Origin of the sequence: Bhargavaea cecembensis (genome assembly GCF_000826125.2) — a bacterium.
Lineage (GTDB): Bacteria > Bacillota > Bacilli > Bacillales_A > Planococcaceae > Bhargavaea > Bhargavaea cecembensis_B.
On the sequence record NZ_LN651373.1, the window covers coordinates 351,018 to 368,471 of the forward strand.

General features: G+C 51.6%; 13 protein-coding genes and 1 riboswitch. Of the genes, 11 read left to right on the plus strand and 2 right to left on the minus strand.

Annotated features, from left to right (window positions below; genetic code table 11):
• Positions 1-12: 12 nt before the first annotated feature.
• Positions 13-119, minus strand: a riboswitch (TPP riboswitch).
• Between the two features lie 137 nt (positions 120-256).
• The 5 genes from BN1189_RS07400 to BN1189_RS07420 all read left to right on the plus strand — a co-directional run bounded on the left by BN1189_RS07400 (position 257) and on the right by BN1189_RS07420 (position 4,344).
• On the plus strand, positions 257-1,099 hold the full coding sequence (locus tag BN1189_RS07400; RefSeq protein WP_040226934.1) for a DUF2971 domain-containing protein: 843 nt from the start codon (positions 257-259) through the stop codon (positions 1,097-1,099).
• 390 nt (positions 1,100-1,489) lie between these two features.
• Complete coding sequence (locus BN1189_RS07405) at positions 1,490-2,035, plus strand: competence protein ComK (RefSeq protein WP_040226936.1); 546 nt, start codon at positions 1,490-1,492, stop codon at positions 2,033-2,035.
• A 147-nt stretch (positions 2,036-2,182) separates the two neighbouring features.
• Positions 2,183-2,647 (plus strand): alcohol dehydrogenase, encoded by a 465-nt coding sequence (locus BN1189_RS07410; protein WP_040226938.1) that lies wholly within the window; start codon positions 2,183-2,185, stop codon positions 2,645-2,647.
• Positions 2,648-2,727: 80 nt separating this feature from the next.
• Entirely contained in the window at positions 2,728-3,930 is a 1,203-nt protein-coding gene (locus tag BN1189_RS07415; protein ID WP_040227089.1) for a M20 metallopeptidase family protein, read from the plus strand.
• A gap of 156 nt (positions 3,931-4,086) precedes the next feature.
• Entirely contained in the window at positions 4,087-4,344 is a 258-nt protein-coding gene (locus tag BN1189_RS07420; RefSeq protein ID WP_143242269.1) for a hypothetical protein, read from the plus strand.
• 221 nt (positions 4,345-4,565) lie between these two features.
• Here BN1189_RS07420 and BN1189_RS07425 read toward each other — a convergent pair whose 3' ends face one another.
• On the minus strand, positions 4,566-5,129 hold the full coding sequence (locus BN1189_RS07425) for a biotin transporter BioY (RefSeq protein WP_040226942.1): 564 nt from the start codon (positions 5,127-5,129) through the stop codon (positions 4,566-4,568).
• 297 nt (positions 5,130-5,426) lie between these two features.
• On the opposite strand from BN1189_RS07425, the gene BN1189_RS07430 reads away from it, so the two are divergent.
• The 5 genes from BN1189_RS07430 to BN1189_RS07450 are packed head-to-tail and all read left to right on the plus strand — an operon-like array spanning position 5,427 to position 12,893.
• Positions 5,427-6,872 (plus strand): polysaccharide deacetylase family protein, encoded by a 1,446-nt coding sequence (locus BN1189_RS07430; RefSeq protein WP_040226944.1) that lies wholly within the window; start codon positions 5,427-5,429, stop codon positions 6,870-6,872.
• A gap of 5 nt (positions 6,873-6,877) precedes the next feature.
• Positions 6,878-8,743 carry a glycosyltransferase family 2 protein gene (locus BN1189_RS07435; RefSeq protein WP_040226946.1) on the plus strand — a complete coding sequence of 622 codons (1,866 nt, stop codon included), beginning with the start codon at positions 6,878-6,880 and terminating at the stop codon, positions 8,741-8,743.
• Position 8,744: 1 nt separating this feature from the next.
• On the plus strand, positions 8,745-10,487 hold the full coding sequence (locus BN1189_RS07440) for a polysaccharide deacetylase family protein (RefSeq protein WP_040226948.1): 1,743 nt from the start codon (positions 8,745-8,747) through the stop codon (positions 10,485-10,487).
• Between the two features lie 48 nt (positions 10,488-10,535).
• A complete protein-coding gene (locus BN1189_RS07445) occupies positions 10,536-11,576 on the plus strand; it encodes a glycosyl hydrolase family 18 protein (RefSeq protein ID WP_052455734.1) in 1,041 nt (346 codons plus the stop codon).
• A 24-nt stretch (positions 11,577-11,600) separates the two neighbouring features.
• Positions 11,601-12,893: a nucleotide sugar dehydrogenase gene (locus BN1189_RS07450; RefSeq protein WP_082194179.1), complete on the plus strand. Its 1,293-nt coding sequence runs from the start codon at positions 11,601-11,603 to the stop codon at positions 12,891-12,893.
• 109 nt (positions 12,894-13,002) lie between these two features.
• Here BN1189_RS07450 and BN1189_RS07455 read toward each other — a convergent pair whose 3' ends face one another.
• Positions 13,003-14,106: a response regulator gene (locus BN1189_RS07455; RefSeq protein ID WP_040226952.1), complete on the minus strand. Its 1,104-nt coding sequence runs from the start codon at positions 14,104-14,106 to the stop codon at positions 13,003-13,005.
• Positions 14,107-14,277: 171 nt separating this feature from the next.
• On the opposite strand from BN1189_RS07455, the gene BN1189_RS07460 reads away from it, so the two are divergent.
• Positions 14,278-17,259, plus strand: coding sequence for a histidine kinase (locus BN1189_RS07460; RefSeq protein ID WP_040226954.1), 2,982 nt, complete (start codon positions 14,278-14,280; stop codon positions 17,257-17,259).
• The last annotated feature ends 195 nt before the right edge of the window (positions 17,260-17,454 follow it).

Below are 17,454 nucleotides of genomic sequence, written 5' to 3' on the forward strand. Positions count from 1 at the left end.
AAAGCAGGCGCATTGAAATCCGCCGCACTTCCTCACGCAGGTCCTAACCTGTTCGAGTCCAAAGGGATCGGAGCAGTCGCTCGCATCTCAGCCCAAAACGGGCACCCCCAGCGCAGAAAACGGTATGCAGTTTTTTCGTGCAGGCGGGATTTCCCGCCGCTCATAGTGTAGGTGATTGGCCCGGAGAAGGCAAGCCCCTTTATAATCGGGTATAGAAAAGCGAGCCGCCAGACTGAGCCAGCCGGAGGGATATCCTATGACCGAACAATTCGAACCCAAGCATTTTGCGGAACTTTTATCAGAGCGATCCGTCGAGGACGCCATCCAGTACAAGAATTCCTGCATTCCCGGGACGCTGTACAAGTTCTCTCCGCTTTTTGACGAGCGGCGGGTGGATTGGCGGACGGAGAATGAGCTGCGCATGGCGTCGATCCGCAACGGGGAGATCTGGGCGAGCGCCGCGGAGTTTCTGAATGACCCGTTTGAGTTCAAAGCCGTTCTGCTGGACGATTCGGAGTTTGCGGATCAGCAGGAGGCCGGGATGATGGAGCGGCTGCTCGACCGGATCCGGAAAGTGCTCCTGTCGGCCAGCTTCACTGCGAAGCTGGACAATTTTCCGATGTGGGCCCACTACACAAACAATTATCAGGGGTTCTGCGCGGAGTACGCGGTGACCGGCGGGGACCGGCTGTTTCCGGTCATTTATGCGCATGACCGGCGGAATGCCGCGAAGCTGCTGAAACGGATGGTGCTGGAGCTGCATCTGCTTTTCAAGGGAGAGCTGGAACGCGAGCAGCTGTCCGCGGTTGAACCGGCGCTGTTGTATTTAAGCCATTTCGTCAAGCACGATTCATGGGACTACGAGGAAGAGTACAGGATCGTCCCGGCAAATCCGGGACGGGCGAACGGCAAGCTGATCGGGAATTCGGAGGCGGGACTGGAGCTGTCCGCGCTGTGCCTCGGCAACAGATGCCGCCGGGAAGACAAGCTTTCGCTGTATGACATCGCATCCGAGCAGGAAGTTCCGATCTACGAAATCGACTTCGACAACAGCAGTTCCAAATTCCGCCTCATGTTCAGGGAATTCCGGCCCGAGTGAAGAGTGGTTTTGTTAAATAACGAGCTAGAAAGCACATGATTCTAATAAGTTCGACAAAATGAACGAAACAGATGGACAGCCCCGAATGGATATAGGTATAATGGATACAGAATAGGAATCGAAAAGAAAATCTTACAGTCAGCTGGATATGGTAAGCAGTTCGGACATCGCGGAAAAGGCTGTCGGAGAGCATCGGGTTGAGCGGCACAGGTTCCTGGGAACGCCCGGTTTGTCTGCCGGGTTGAAGAGAGGGGGAGAGAGCGGGCGTCCGGACAGGAGTCCGGATGCCGTGGGGAACAGTGCTGCTTATGGGAATTCAATTATCAAATTGTTGCTACTTTGTCGTGAGTTTGTGTTAAAAGCAGACCATTCAAAGGGGGAGTAGTTTCAATGCAGAAGGATTTCTACCGGATCGACGGACGGGTCATGGGCATCTTGCCGGAATTTGACGAATACGGCAAGCCGGGATCGCTCGTCCTGGAGCCTGACCGGACGTTCATCGTCCCAATGAAACCGCGCCATCTGATCGACCGCACACTCCGCACATACGGGACGAGCTACCGCGGAGCCGTGGAAGGGGCGGCCTATATTCTGGAGCGGAATCACAATCCGCCCGTCCTGATCAATGCGGGAAAACCGGTCATCCTGTTCCCGACCACATCGCCCTCACGCGAAGAATGCGCCTGGTTCGCCCTGGACCATATCGTCCACTTCCAGGAGGAAGAAAAGGCGACCACCCGCATCACCTTCACGAAAGGCAACAGCCTCGTCGCCGATGTCAGCTGCTACAGCTTCAACACGCAATTCCAGAAAGCGCTGCGCTTCCGTCACCAACTCGAGCGCCCGGACGACCGCCTGTCGCAGGCATTCGAACCGGGGGTGAGTTACCACCTGGTGAAAGGGAAGGGCATGCGGAATTTCGAGCGCAGGGACTGAGCCTCATTCATTGCAGACGATCCGGGAGCCGGCGAGAGCCGGCATCCCGGGTCGTTTTTGTCGTCCGGCCCATATGCAACTTTCCCCCGCCCCGCCCGTATAAAGGATTAACGGATGAGCCAGCACAGATGAAAGGCGGAGAGCGTCATGTTCGGTGTGTTTCTGGTCGTTCATATCGTGTCGGGAGTGTTTTGCCTCATCAGCGGGTTGTTTGCGATGGGGGCGCCGAAGCGGCGGGGGCGGCATACAACCGCCGGGAAGGTTTACCTTGGGTCTTACACGTCCGTGTTCGTTTCATCGCTCGTGATGTCGGTGCTTCGTTGGGAAGAAAGTGCGTATTTATTTTATATTGCGTTGTTTTCCTATGGGCTGGCGGTGTTCGGCCTGGTCGCGGCCCGCAGGAAGGGGCGGGGCTGGACCGGACGGCATATCGGGGGGATGCTCGGTTCGTATATCGGAATCGTGACGGCGACGCTTGTCGTGAATGTTCCCCGGGTGCCGCTGATCGGTGAGTGGCCGGTGCTCGTCTTCTGGTTGCTGCCGACGGTGATCGGGACGCCGCTCATTGTCCTGGCGGGCCGGCGGTACCGGCCGAAGAGGCGGGCGGCGTGAGGGGACATATCCACGCTCCGTTCCGGGTAAAGAATTCTATGGGTGCATCCATGGAATTCGGTACAGGAATGGAGGATATGATGAATTTAAATGAAATGATCGAAGGCATGACTGAAGAGATGGTGGAGGTACGGCGTCAGATCCACCGGCATCCGGAGCTGAGCCATGAGGAGTCCAAGACGACGGAGTTTGTGCGGGTGCTGCTTTCCGGGACGTCGATGGAGTGGCGCGATCCGGGGACGCCGACGGGGCTCGTCGGGCTGATGCATGGCGGTGCCGGCGACGGGCCGGTGCTCATGCTGCGGGCCGATCTGGATGCGCTTCCGCTGAACGAAGAAACCGGGCTGCCGTTTGCGTCGGAGCAGACGGGAGTCATGCATGCGTGCGGACACGACATCCACACGACGGTGCTCGTCGGGACGGCGCTTGCACTCGACCGGATACGCGACGAGTGGCGGGGAACGGTGAAGTTCGTGTTCCAGCCGTCCGAGGAGAAGGAAGGCGGTGCGCCGGAACTGATCGATGGCGGCGTTCTCGAGGACCCGAAACCGGACCATGCAGTATGCCTGCATACGTGGCCGATCACGGACGCCGGGAAGATCGGCATCCGGCCGGGGCCGATGACGGCGGCGAACGACAGCTTCGTCGTGACAGTGACCGGCACGGGCGGCCACGGGGCGCATCCCGAGACGGCGATCGACCCGATTCCGGTGTCCGAGGACATCATTGATTCATTCCAGCGGATCATTTCCCGGAATCTGTCGCCGTTCGATCCGGCGGTGATCACGGCCGGGCAGATCCACGGCGGGACGGCGGACAATGTCATCGCGAAAGAAGTGATGTTCTCGGGGACGATCCGGACGCTCGCCCCGAACACGCGCGACTACGTGAAGAAGCGGATGGAGGAGATCGCATTCCATACGGCTGCTGCATCCGGAGCCGAGGCGAACGTGACGTTCAGCGGAGGGACGCCGCCCGTCATCAACGACGGACCGCTCGTCCATGTGCTCGAGCGTTCCCTGATCAAGAGCGTCGGCCGGGAGAACATCGACCATCTGGAAGTCCCGTCGATGGGGAGCGAGGACTTCGCTTATTACCTCGAACAGGTGCCGGGCCTCTTGTTCCGTCTCGGGACGGGCAATGACGAGGACAGCCGCACGCGTGTCGGGCTGCACAGTCCGGAGATCGTATTCGACGAACGGTCGATTCCGACGGGGATCGCCGCGATGTCCGGATTTGCGCTGGAGTATCTGAATGAAGGCATGGACGGCCGGCTTTCCTGAGAGGAAGCCGGCTTTCCTGTACGGCAAGGAAGTTTGTCGAACGGAAAGAAGTTTTGCGGATTTTAGCTTTGAATTCAAGATACCTGCTATAATGGCCTTAACAGTTATTTTCAGTCGGTTCGAGGAACACGGGAACGGGGGGATGAGGTGCAGGTGATGGAGCAACAGAAAGCGCCCGTGACTGTCGAAGAGGAAAGTCCCATGGCCGTGCTGTTCAGCGGATGGGCAGGGAAGACGCGGTTCGCAGTGACGATCGAGAGCCGGGACGCGGATCTGCTTGAAGGGGAAGAAGGCCTCTCGTTCGCCCGGACATGCGCCGGGCGGCACGGATGCCGGACATTCCTCGGGATGGATCCGGTTGTCGTATTTGAAAAAAGCGGAGCGGCCAGACGGACGTATCTGTTTACATTTTGATCGATTGGACTGAAGACCGGCCATGTGCCGGTTTTTTCTTACCGGAAAAAGGTACCCACTCGCTACGGATTGGTACCGACTCGCCTCGGATTGCCACGCACTCGGAGGAAATTGGCACCGACTCGCGAAAGATTGCTACCGTCTTTAAGAAGAAAGCAACCGGCTCAACCCAAAACACCGCCGCAGCAAGGAGATTTCCTCCAGCTGTGGCGGTGTTTTGTTTAATTCGCGCTTCCCGGGATGGCGATTCGCGCGGAAGTGAGCCGCTGACGGACAGCGATGCCGATCCAGGCGGCGAGTCCGGCCTTGATGAAGCCAACGGGGAGGAACGGCGTGAATCCGCCGGCGAATGCTGCCGGCCAGGAAAGGCTGGCTGCGTATTTCAGCCAGAGGGTCCCGATGATCAGTGTGATGAACATGCCGATCACATTGGCGACGAGTGCCTGCTTGACCGTGAAACTCGTCTTTTCCAGATAGAGGCCCATGATGAAGGCCGCCGGAATGAAGCCGAACAGGAATCCGCCGGTCGGGCCGAACAGGCTGCCGAGCCCGCTTCCCATTTCTGCAAAGACCGGCACCCCGATGGCCCCCAGGCACAGGTAGATCACGACGGACAACGTCCCGTATCTGGCCCCCAGGATGGTGGCGGCGAGCCCGATTGCAAGCGTCTGGCCGGTGATCGGCACGAGCGGCAGCGGCACGACAACCTGCGCCAGAATTCCGATGATCGCCGCGAACAAAGCCGCCACGATCATCATCGATAGATTGGAACGTGATTGTTGCATAGGTATACCCTCCTTAATTGAATATAAGTAAACCTAAATTATAAATAAGATAACAAAACTATTGTATGTTTCTTTTGCAACAGTGTAAAGAGCAAGTCGAAAAGAGTTGTTTTATTCCTTACGTCAGCAGTCTCTTAAATATCTTCTCGGTATATAGGTTAAAAGGCCTGTAAAGTCTCTTATTTTTATCATTTAAGAGATGCGTAAGAAGGTCTAACGTATGATTCGGTTACTCAGAAGTGATAACCGGTCTCGTATGATGATGCCGGTAAGGATGACCAATTGGGGGGAGTGGCAATGCGTGGTTTAATGCCTTGGATCATCAGTTTAGCTTTGCTGATGTTGGCAGGATGCAGTCCATTTGTGAAGGAAGCCGTTGAGCCGAAGGTCAAGGGCAGTGCGTCTGAAATGAAAATACCGGAATTCTCGGTTCCGGAACAGGAGCCGATCGCCTCTATCGTCACTACGGAGAAGGCGATGGCTCTGACATTTAATGGACTGGCTGAGGCGTCCACCATGCATGGGGTATTGGACGCCTTAGATGAGGTCGGTGTGAAGGCGACATTTTTTGTTCCCGGTATCCGTGTGGCTGAACAACCGGAGCTGGCCCGGGAAATTATGGACCGTGGGCATGAGTTGGCCAATAACACATTGAATCAGGTAATGCCGAACAGCCTTTCCTATAAAGAAGCTTACATGGAGATTAATTTGGCGAATGAAGTACTGAAGCAGACAGTGAAAATCGAGCCGAGGTATGTGCGTTCACGCTCGGGAGATTCGGGAGTTTCATTCGAACAAGCGGCATCGCAAATAGGAATGCAGGTTGTGACAAACACGATCAACCCAAAGGACAGTGACATGAAGTCAGCGGAAGAAATCGCCGCGTATGTAAAGAGATTTTCAACCCGGGGAGCAATCATCCAATTAAACACTGATGTCAATCCGGCTGTTGTTGACGCTATTCCGCTTATTTATGAGGAAGCTGCGACATCAGGGTACGAATTCATGACACTGGATGAGATTGCAGCCACCTCCTATGCGGATGAGGAATACACATCGAACGGACTGAAAGAAAATCTCGATTATAAAAAGTTGCAACCAAAGATCATCGAGCGGTTCAGCACAAGCAAAAAAGAGATTGCTCTCACGTTTGACGACTGGGCGAGTGATAAAACTATCTCCAAAGTGCTTGAGATTCTCAAGTTACAGAATGTCAAAGCTACCTTCTTCCTGAAAGCAGATGGAGTGGAGGCGAATCCGCAGCTGGCGCGCCTAATTTTGGAGGACGGCCATGAGATTGCCAATCATTCCTACTCGCATCTTGACTTGACGACAATGACTCCGGAAGAGATCCAAGAAGATCTGATCAAGGCGGATGAGGTGATTTCGCAGGCGATCCGGAAGACTCCGTCCAATTATTTCCGGCCTGCAAAAGGGATCATCGACGAGGAACGTGCAAAGATAGTGGCGGCCACAGGTATAGAGGCGACTATCCTGACCGGAGTGAGTTCGCTTGATTGGAATATGTGGTTTACGGATCAGGAAATCTATGAACGGGTGATGGAGCGTGTGGAACCGGGCAGCATCATCACGATGCATATCCTTGACGAATCCCACACAATCAAGGTTTTGCCAAGATTGCTGAAGGATCTTCGGGAAAAGGGATACGAATTCCGGACAGTTGACTCGTTCATGAAGGACAGGCAAGTAACGGCCGTGGAAAAACGGGCGGATGGGAGGTAATAATCATGGCGGTTGCAAAGGAAATCTTGACCCGGCCAAAAGAGGATCGGCGTCTTCTAAGCAATATTCCGGATCCTCTGAACCGGCGTCGCCCGGAAGACAGAAGGGGATTCCGGACGAAGGATGGTGAGATCGATCCTTCTGACTCGAACGGCTTACACAACCTGAAGGAACGGGGACGCCGGTATGTGGCGGACTTTCCGGTCAGAGTAAAGATAGGCGGAAAAAAAGGTAAGATGATGGAATTGTCCTGTCAGGATATTTCAAACACCGGGATGCTGCTAAAAGTTCCCGCAGAACACGATACGGAATTCAACGTCTTTCAAGAGCTATCGCTTAAATTTTTACTGCCCGGAGGGATCATGCCGGAAGGGTATGAATCGAGAATACGGATGCGAGCCAGCGTTGTGCGGGTGCTCCGTGCAGAGCCGACGGAAAATGAGAAGTCAGTCCTATATGTGGCGGTGAGCTTTGAACAACCGCTTCGCCATTACTTGTCCCGGAGAAGATGGGGATTATCGGTGGCGACTGCCAGCCTGTTGCTGTTCTTCATCGCGCTGATCGTCGTGCTCATGCGTACAGAAAGCGTCGTGTATTTCAAGTTCAATAAGTTCCTCTACTTTTACAGTATTATAGCTGCCGTATTTCTGCTCAGCCGGTACTTCTTCGGCAGCTTGTATCGGAAAGTCCCGGTCAACCTGCAATATGAGCCCGGGGTGTCGATTATCATCCCGGTGTTCAATGAAGAAGAATGGATTGATCGGACGATTCTCGGCTGTATTGATCAGTCTTACCCGATAGATAAACTTGAAGTGATTGTCGTGGATGACTGCTCCACAGATACGACTGCGAAAAAGGTCCGGGAAACGATCAGGCGGATTAACCGCGAGGGGGAGCGCTTCAAAACAGAGGAACGGATCCGGTTCCATATCCTTCCCAAGAATGCCGGAAAGCGTGAGGCGCTCGTCGAAGGAGTGAAGATGGCGAAACATGACCTCGTTGTCTTTGTTGATTCGGACAGCTTCCTTGAACCAAATGCTATCCGGACGATCGTGCAACCATTCCAGGATCCAAAGATGGGCGGGGTCGCCGGCAGGACTGAAGTGGAGAATAAATTCACAAATGCGCTTACGAAGCTGCAGACAGTCCGCTATTATATTTCATTCCGTATCATGAAGGCGGCAGAATCGTGGTTTGATGCGGTGACATGCCTGTCTGGCCCACTGTCTTGCTATCGAAAAGACTTGGTGATGGCCAATGCCGAGGATTGGCTGAACCAGCGCTTTCTTGGCCATCAGGCCACGTTTGGCGATGATCGGAGCATGACGAACTATATCTTGAAAACACATCGTACGGCCTATCAAGATGATGCAGTCTGTTCAACGATTGTGCCATCGAAAACAAAGATTTTTCTAAGCCAGCAAATGAGATGGAAGCGGTCTTGGCTCCGCGAGTCACTGCGGGCACTGACTTTCATGTGGAAAAAGGAACCGTTCATGTTCTTGTTCTTCATCGTCGGTTTGATCGTCCCGATTGCGGCTCCGGTAGTCGTTTTATATAACCTTGCATACGTGCCGATCGTTCATGGCGTATTTCCGACGACATTTCTGCTCGGTCTCGCCTTGATGGCGATGTTGATGAGTTTTGCTTATTTGTTTTTCCGCAGAAGCAAGCTGTGGTTCTTTGGTTTCATCTTTGTCCTTTACTATGAATTCATCTTGCTTTGGCAGATGCCTGTAGCATGGGTGACATTCTGGAAGTCAACCTGGGGAACGAGAGAAACACCGCAGGATGTGATGGAGAAAAACAAGAAACTCGAGAAACGCCGAATGCGGGAAATGAGGAAAAAGCGGGCAAAGGTGGAGAGCTGATATGGACAACAACCCATTTAATCACCAGTGGAAAGACCGGAAGAAAAAATTCCGTTCAGTCGTGCAGGTAGGCATTCTGGCCATACTTGCCTACTTCATCGTCCATTCGGTCTTCTTCATCAAGAAGCATGAGACGGCCGCCATTGAAGAGGAAAACGGCCGGGGGTTCATCGCGTTATCTTACTTCGGGGTGGATCGGAGCGGGAACACGAAATATTTGTCAAAGAATGAGTTGGATCGTCAACTGACAATCTTGAAGGACCAAGGCTTTGAAACCGTGTCTCAAGAGCAAGTCCTTGAATTCTATAAGAACGGCACACCGCTTCCGAAGAAAGCGTTGTTCCTTTCATTTGAAGACGGCCGGACCGATTCCGCCATTTTCGCGCAGGGTACCCTTGAGAAGCTCGGTTACAAGGCGACGATGTTCACGTACGCCGACAAAATGGATGCCAAGGATTCCAAATTCCTGAAGCCGAATCATCTGAAATCGATGATGAAGAGCGGGTTCTGGGAGTTGGGAACGAACGGCTATCGATTGAAGTATATCAACGTCTTCAACGGAGAAGGCGGTTATCTCGGAGAACTTGATGAGGAACAGATCCCTGACAAGACGAAAGTCGAATACTATAACCATTATCTGATGGACTTCCTGAAAGATGAATTTCTCATTCCGAAAGAGTCCCATGAGGAGATGGCAGAGCGGATTACCGAAGACTATGTCCGGATGGAGAACATCTACACCGAGAAGTTCGGCGAGGTTCCGGGAGCTTATGCAATCATGCACTCGAACTCCCTTTACAACAACTTGAATCCGCTTGTCACGCAGGTGAACGATCAAGAAATCAAAAAGCAGTTCAAGATTCACTTTAACAGGGACAGGAAAGCGTACAACAGTCGCTATGAAAATCCGATGAACTTGAATCGGCTGCAGGTTGCACCCCATTGGCCGGCCAATCATCTCCTGATGCAGATACAAAAGGATTCCCAAATACCGGTGAAGTTCATTTCAGGCGATGAAAAAGTGGCAGGGATGTGGCAGCCGGTGGATGGAGTCGCTGAACACCGTGACGGGCAGATCATCCTCACGTCGGTTCCGGGTAAGGAAGCGGCATTAACTCTTCAGCAGACAATCCCGGGCAACTCGGAGATCACGATGACATTGAATGGCAATATCATGGGGAATCAAACGATTGTCCTGCAGAGCAAGAAGGACCATTCTATCGTGAAGCTCAGTCTCGAGAAAAACAAAATGAGTGTTATCCGGGGAGAGGCGGACAAAGAAGAATATATCCAATCTTCTTATGAACTGAGCGAGCCGGAGTGGGACAGGAAAGACTATGCATTCAGCAAAGCGACCAACTATACGTATCTTGACACGCAAAGGGGTTCCCGGATTGACGAAGATGAATATCCTTCCAATTTGAAAAACAATCGGCCGATCAAACTTAAATTCGAGGGGGATCTATTGCGGATAAACCTGGACGGGCAGGAATGGACCGTGGATACAAGGGAGCAAGGATTTGAGGAAGGGTATTGGATGGCCCTGTCCGGCTCTTCAGTCAAACAAAATACGACACATGAGCAATTCGAGGACGAGATTTACGATGCCATCTTCTCGGATTTGCTGATCATGTCAGGAAAGGAACCGGTTTACACGGCTTTCCCCGCTGCAACGGAACGGGTAAAGCAAAGGGTGTCCGATCGGGTGAATAAGGTGCTCGATTTCTTTATTGATGAAATATGAAAATGACCATGGCAGCCGGAAAAGTTTCAGGAAGAAGGCGGTGCAGAGATGAGGTGGATTCCCAATATATTAATAACAGTCGTTGCCGCTCTGCTGCTGGCTTCCTGTTCGATAAGAATGGAAGGGGCTGTGCAGAAGGAAGAGAATGATCAATCTCCCTACAAGATTTCCGCGTGGGCCGTCGAATGGCAGGAAGAAGCGGGGCTTGAAGAGGTGCGCCAGGCGGCAGAAGGAATAGATGATCTTCTCCTATTCGGTGCCTATTTCAGCGGGAACGGAGGACTGCTCCTGACAGACAGCGCCAAGCGGATGCTCGATACGGTGTTTACAGATGAACGGCTAGAGAAACAAGAAAAGTTCCTGACGATCGTCAATGACCGTTTTCTGGCGCCAGGTCAAGTGGAACATAAGAACCCGGAGCTCATCAGAACGGTTCTGTCGGATGCCGAATCCGAATCCCGTCATATTGATGAAATCCTCCGGTTGGCATCCGCTTACCCGCTGGACGGGATTGAACTGGATTACGAAAACGTGCCGACGGACCTCGCGGGACAATTTATCAATTTTATCAAAAGGTTGGATGAGCGGCTGGCCGATAAACAGCTAAAGCTGAGAGTCGTCCTGGAACCAGGTTTTCCGGCTGACCGGCTTTCCCTTCCTGCAGGAGTTGGATTTACGGTGATGGCGTATAATCTGCACGGCTTTCATAGCGGACCCGGGCCAAAAGCGGATGAGGCATTCCTCGATCAGCTAATGGACAGGTTTCCAAACGTAAATAACAATATTTCGTTTGCCTTTTCCACAGGCGGATTTGCATGGAAGGATGGTTCGGCAACGGCGTTGACCGAACTGCAGGCAATAGAGTTTGCCGGAAAGGCGAACAATCCGCCGGACCGGGACTCCGGAAGCCAAGCGTTGTCGTTTCAGGCGGATGAAGACGGAGCAGTGAGCGAAGTATGGTATGCAGATGCAGAGACCATCAGGCACTGGATGGAATACATGCACAAATGCGGGGGTTACAAGGGATTTTCAATCTGGCGGATGGGCGGTTTATCAGGCCCGACTCTAAATATGCTGGAGGAACTATAAGGAAAAGAATGGCGGGTGGGAAGAGTGGATAATTTAAATATCGCCGTAATCGGTCTTGGATACGTCGGTTTGCCGCTGGCTGTAGAGCTGGCAAAGAAGTTTCATGTTGTCGGGTTTGATATTAATGCGGAAAAAGTAGAAGCCTACAGGAATGGTGTTGATTTGACTGAAGAGGTCGGGGGCGAGGTTCTTCGGAACACCGGGGCCATATTCACATCAGATGAGGCATTTCTTCGCAGCGCCGATGTTTTCATTGTTGCTGTCCCGACGCCGATCCATTTCGACCATACGCCAGATCTAGGTCCGGTGATATCCGCCTGCAGGACGGTGGGGCGCCATCTGTCAAAAGGGACAACCATTGTATTCGAGTCTACGGTATATCCCGGGACGACAGAGGAAATCTGCATTCCCATATTAGAAGAAACGTCGGGATTGCGGGTGAGGCACGATTTTCACGTTGGGTATTCTCCGGAACGCATCAATCCCGGGGATAGGGTACACACATTAACATCGATTACGAAAATCATCTCGGCGACAGACAGCGAAGCACTTCAGCGTATAGACGATATGTATTCCGCCATCATCGAGGCGGGGGTATACCGGGCTCCATCAATCAAGGTGGCAGAAGCCGCCAAGGTGATTGAAAACGCACAACGGGATATTAACATCGCGTTCATGAACGAGCTATCTATCGTTTTCAACAAGATGGAGATAGATACGAATGACGTACTGAAGGCTGCATCGACGAAGTGGAACTTCATGAACTTCACGCCGGGACTTGTCGGCGGGCACTGCATCGGTGTGGATCCCTACTATTTCATCTACAAAGCGGAACAGCTTGGATATACATCACAGATAATGGCCGCCGGAAGGAAGATCAATGATTCGATGGGGAACTTCATCGTGGCGAATGTCGTGAAGGAGCTGATCCGTTCCAACGGCAAGATCAGCGACCATGCGCGAATCGGCATACTTGGCTTTACGTTCAAAGAGAATTGCGGGGATTGCCGGAATACGAAAGTGATGGATATTGTGGAGGATCTGAAGACCTACCGGTTTGAATGTCTGGTGCATGATCCGTTGGCCGACCCGTCGCAAGTGTATAGGGATTATGGAATCACGCTCGTTAAAGAGGAGGACCTGCGGGAACTGGACGCTGTCATCATCGCGGTTGCCCATGATGTGTTCATGAATGAGTATCCTGCTGAGCGGATTCGGACAATGTTAAAAGATGATTGCCATGTCATTTTCGATTTAAAATCGATCTATTCGCCGGAAGAAGTGAAGGAGCAGCATCTCTCGGCTTGGTCATTGTAATGATGGACGTAAAGTATTAATTTGAAAGCCGGGAATCTCCCGGTTTTTCTTGTCGCGGAAAGAATGAGACCGAATCAGGGCCGGGTTCTGGAATAAAGAATTCCACCGGTCAGCGTCCGGCAAGAAGCTCATATAGTTCAGTCAGTTTTCCGTCAGGGTCGACGCCAAGATCGTCGTATAGAAGACGGGCGTATTCCTCATATAGCTGGAGAGCCTTCGGCCTGTTGCCCTGTTGCGCAAGGAGGAGCATGCTATTGCGGATATTGCGGTCCAGATACGGATCCAGCGACTGTTGAATCTGCAAGTACTCAAGCGCACGGGACAGATTGCGATCCTGATAGTAATCCACGAGTCTGTCCAAAAGAAGGATGACATGTCGTTGATATTGCTCGGCTTTGTCGTCTGCCCAAGGGTATCCGCTTTGTCCGAATAACCTTCCGGTGTAGCTGTGAATAACAGTGTCGATTTCCTTTGCGGGCAACGTGCCGGCCAAGCTCAGCTCTATCATGTCCAATTCCGGTGTAACCGCGCCCGCATTAAAAATATAGTTCGGATTGGTGAACGACACGGAGCCCGCCAAACCACAGGATTTAAGCAACTTTCGTAGATAGGAGAGGCAAGTGTGAAGGTGGATTTTAGCTTTCTTGTATTCATGGTCCGGCCAAAGTGCCTCAATCAATACGTCACGATGGACCTGCCGATTCTGGTTCAAAATGAAGTAGGCGAACAGTTCTTTCACCTTGGAAGTTTTGAAAATAAGTGGCTGGCCATTCAGCGTGGCCACAAAATCTCCGAACACCTTAATATTCAGTGTGGAAGCAGGATGTTCTTGCCCAGCGGAAGCTAACTGTGAACGGTTCGATTTTAGCCTGTCTAGTGTTTTCTCAAGACGCCTGGCTGTGATCGGCTTCAAAATATAGTCGACCGACTCGATTTCAAATGCCTGTACTGCATAGTCAGAGTGGCCGGTGACAAAAACAATTTGTACCCACGGGAAACTTGAAATGATTTCTTCAGCAAGATCCAGGCCGCTGACTGTGCCCATTTCGATATCCGCAAAAACCGCATCGGCCGTACTGGTAATCAAAGCATCCTTGAGGGATTCAGGCTCCGTAAATGCTCCGATGACTTCCACTTGCCCGGAGTCTTCCAGCTTTCTGCGCAATAGGGAAAGGGCCAGCGGTTCATCATCGATCAAAAAGGCACGAATCATTTAAATCAGCTCCTTTATCCGTAGTTTCTGCCAATTTAACATCTTTAATGAAGTATACTATATATATTGGTGAAAGGTTCGGAAACAAATGGTGGCATATCAAATTTGGTCGAATGTCGGCCTAGCACACATATGGTGATGGGATGCCGTGCTGCAAGGAGGAGCGACAGATTGAAGAGAGCGGTCGTCATGATTGTTTGTCTCGCGATTGCGGGACTGACACTAGTTAGTTTATTTGGCGGTTCTGCTTTGCAGTTTGGCAATGAAGCTCATGTAATCGCCGGCAAGACGAAGATTACTAATGAAGAGAGAGAGTTATCCAAGTTAATTGGCGAATGGGCTTTTTATCCTGGAGAATTCATTGACGCTAAACATCCGCCGGATTTGAAATTGGCCCCCGCACGGATACACGTTCCCGGAAAATGGACAGATAGCTTCAGTGACCGACACTTTCAGGCGGGGACGTATCGGACGATCATCACTGTTCCTGAAGAAGGTAGATACGGCATCAAGGCACCGGCTATCCGACATGCGGCCCGTGTCTTTATAAATGGCGAAGAGGCGGCCGTCCTAGGGCATCCCTCTACCTCGGGCGAAATGCACCGTTACCGTGAGGACTCATTTTTGGCATTCGGAGGAAGTTCCGGGAAGCAAGTGGACCTGATCATCCAAGTGTCCAATAAGACGACCAATGGAGGAATTACCAAGCCCATTCTTTTTGGAACCTACGAAGCGGTCCTTTTGCGAGACGGCAGAGATCAATTGCTAGACAGCCTTGTTATATCCGGTTACCTGGTACTTGGACTGCTCATCTTTTTTCACTTTTTGATATCGGGCAGAGCACGTTCGGAATTGTATTTCTCATTATTTTGTATTATGCAGGCTATTTACTCTTCTGCAATACGTGAGCGGCTCGTTTATTTGGTGTGGCCGGAGATTGATCGGTTTCGGCTGCTGGGCCTGCAACTATCTACGCTGACATTTTCGATCCTCTTCTTTTTTGTATTTATTGAGTTGGTATTCAACGGTCGCCTGTCAGGCAGGAGGAAAACCATCCCGGTCATTTTATTAATCGCGTACGGCGGACACAAGTTGATTCCGGGGGCTTCCGAAGCAATCATTAAGCATGTGCCACCTGTTATTTACTATAGTGCCTTAATCGGCATACTGAGCTTGGCCTTTCTGTACATCATTCAGGCAATGACCAAAGCCCTGATTGGCAAGCTCCCGGGCTCGGAATACTTGGTAATCGCCACAGTCGCGTTTTGCTGCAGCGGACTAATCTTGGCAGCGGAACTGCTGTTTGCTGTAGATACAGGCGGAACTCTGCCTGTCCTGTTCTTTTTGACCACAGCCGCTTTCGCAGCATTTATTGCTAATCGCCAGCGCCTCGCACTGGATGAAGTCACCCGGCTGTCTTCAGAGCTGCTTGTCCAGGATCAGTTAAAGGATCAGTTCCTCGTAAAGACGGCAACCATGCTGGAAGAACCGGCGGTAAAAATGATGAAAGAGACGAGCCGGCTGATCTCTGGAGAGGCCGGGACACTCACCCGGGAACAACAACAGAAGATGATTGGCATTCGAGGGAACCTGAGAAGGAATCTGCGGCTGGTAGAGTCACTTAAATCAGCGGGCGGGGGCATGCAGCCTGTTCAGAATCCGGTGGCCCTTACTGCAGGCGCTGTTGATAAGATGATCTCTGGAATCGTTGCTCAACTGGAGAAGGAAACAGCAGCTGGAATCCGTTTCGAGCACTCGGTAAAATCCCCTCTATTGTTGGCCGACTCCGATTTGTTGCTTCGGATTCTCCGTCATTTGATCAGTTTCGCTGTCCGGCATGGCGGGAAAGACGAAACTATTTTCCATTTGGAGCGGGGTAATGACCCGGCAAATTGTCTGTTGAAGATGGCAATCCGCAAGTCCGACTTATCGGAGAAGGATATAGCTCTGCTATTTGATCCATTTTCAACCGTCAGGACAGGCGAAGAGAGCATGGACATGGGATTGGCGATAATCAACAAACTCGTATCCAGCATGGCTGGGGAGGTACGGGCCAGGACTGAAGGGGAAGGGATGCTCAACATCGAACTGGTCTTTCCGTCCGTTAAAGGCGGACAGCCGCCGGAAGCGGGAGTGCTAGAACTAGATTTGCCTGAGAAAGGATGGACAGTAAACGCGGAAGGCAAACCCTCGGTCCTTCTTGTCGGAAGTTCGGCGGGACGGGTGCAACGTATGCTGAAGTTGCTCAGGGAAGCCGATCTGAATGTATACTATTCTGCGGTCGAAGAACAGGCTATCGAGGCGTTGGAGAAAGAAAGAATCGACCTTGTCGTTCTAGATGTATACCTTTCTGACCAGACAGGCCTGTCTGTTGTCCGGTGGGTCAGAGAAAGGTACGATTCGATCATGATGCCGGTATTATTGTTGACCGAGCTGGACTCCCACCAACTATTCGCCGGCACGCAGTTAACAATGGAAACGATTCATCCATCTGCCGCTGACGCGGATATTTTATCTCGTCTAAGGATGATGATTGCGATGAAGACGATGGTGGAGGAGTCGGTCCGGCAAGAGCTTTCGGTTTATGAAGCACGCATTTCTCCTCACTTTTTATATAATGCGCTGAATTCAATGATCTCTTTGAGCTATGAAAAGCCGGATGTTGTCAGGGAAGCACTTGAGAACCTATCAATCTACTTTCGGGCCAAGCTCAGCTTCCAGAAAAAACGAAGGATGGTCCCTTTAGAAGATGAAATTGAGCTCGTTCGTGCCTACTTATCCATTGAGAAATTGCGCTTTGGAGAAAGGCTCGGAATCCACGAGGATATCGATGAGTCGATTAATGTTCTGGTGACAGAAATGTCCGTCCAATCGATCGTAGAGCAGATTGTTTGCAGCGGATTGGCTGAGAACCAGTGGAGGACCAATCTTTATTGGCAAATCGCCAGGGAAGAAGAAAGAATTATCATCCGAGTCTGGAATGGAGAGAAATGGTTCCCCGGACAGAATATTGGCTTTGTTACGGAGGAGGACAGTGCCGGCCGGTTTTTGCAACTGTCCGGTGATTTTAACCTTGCACCAGGTTCTGACTACAAGGTAGTGACCACAGAAGCGAATGGTCACCTGGTGACCATTTCAATTCCAATAAATTGATCTGCCGGAGGCAATTCTTTAGTTAATACAGTTCGAGAGCAAATGCCGCAAATCGGAGCTTTTATCCTGATTTGTGGCTTTTTCAATAAATCTGCAGAATCTAAAGTGAGTAAATAGTCCTTTTGTGATTTATAATGTCTGATTTAAGAGTTTTTTAAGAGGGTCTTAAGTATCATTCAATTAATGTTGAACCCA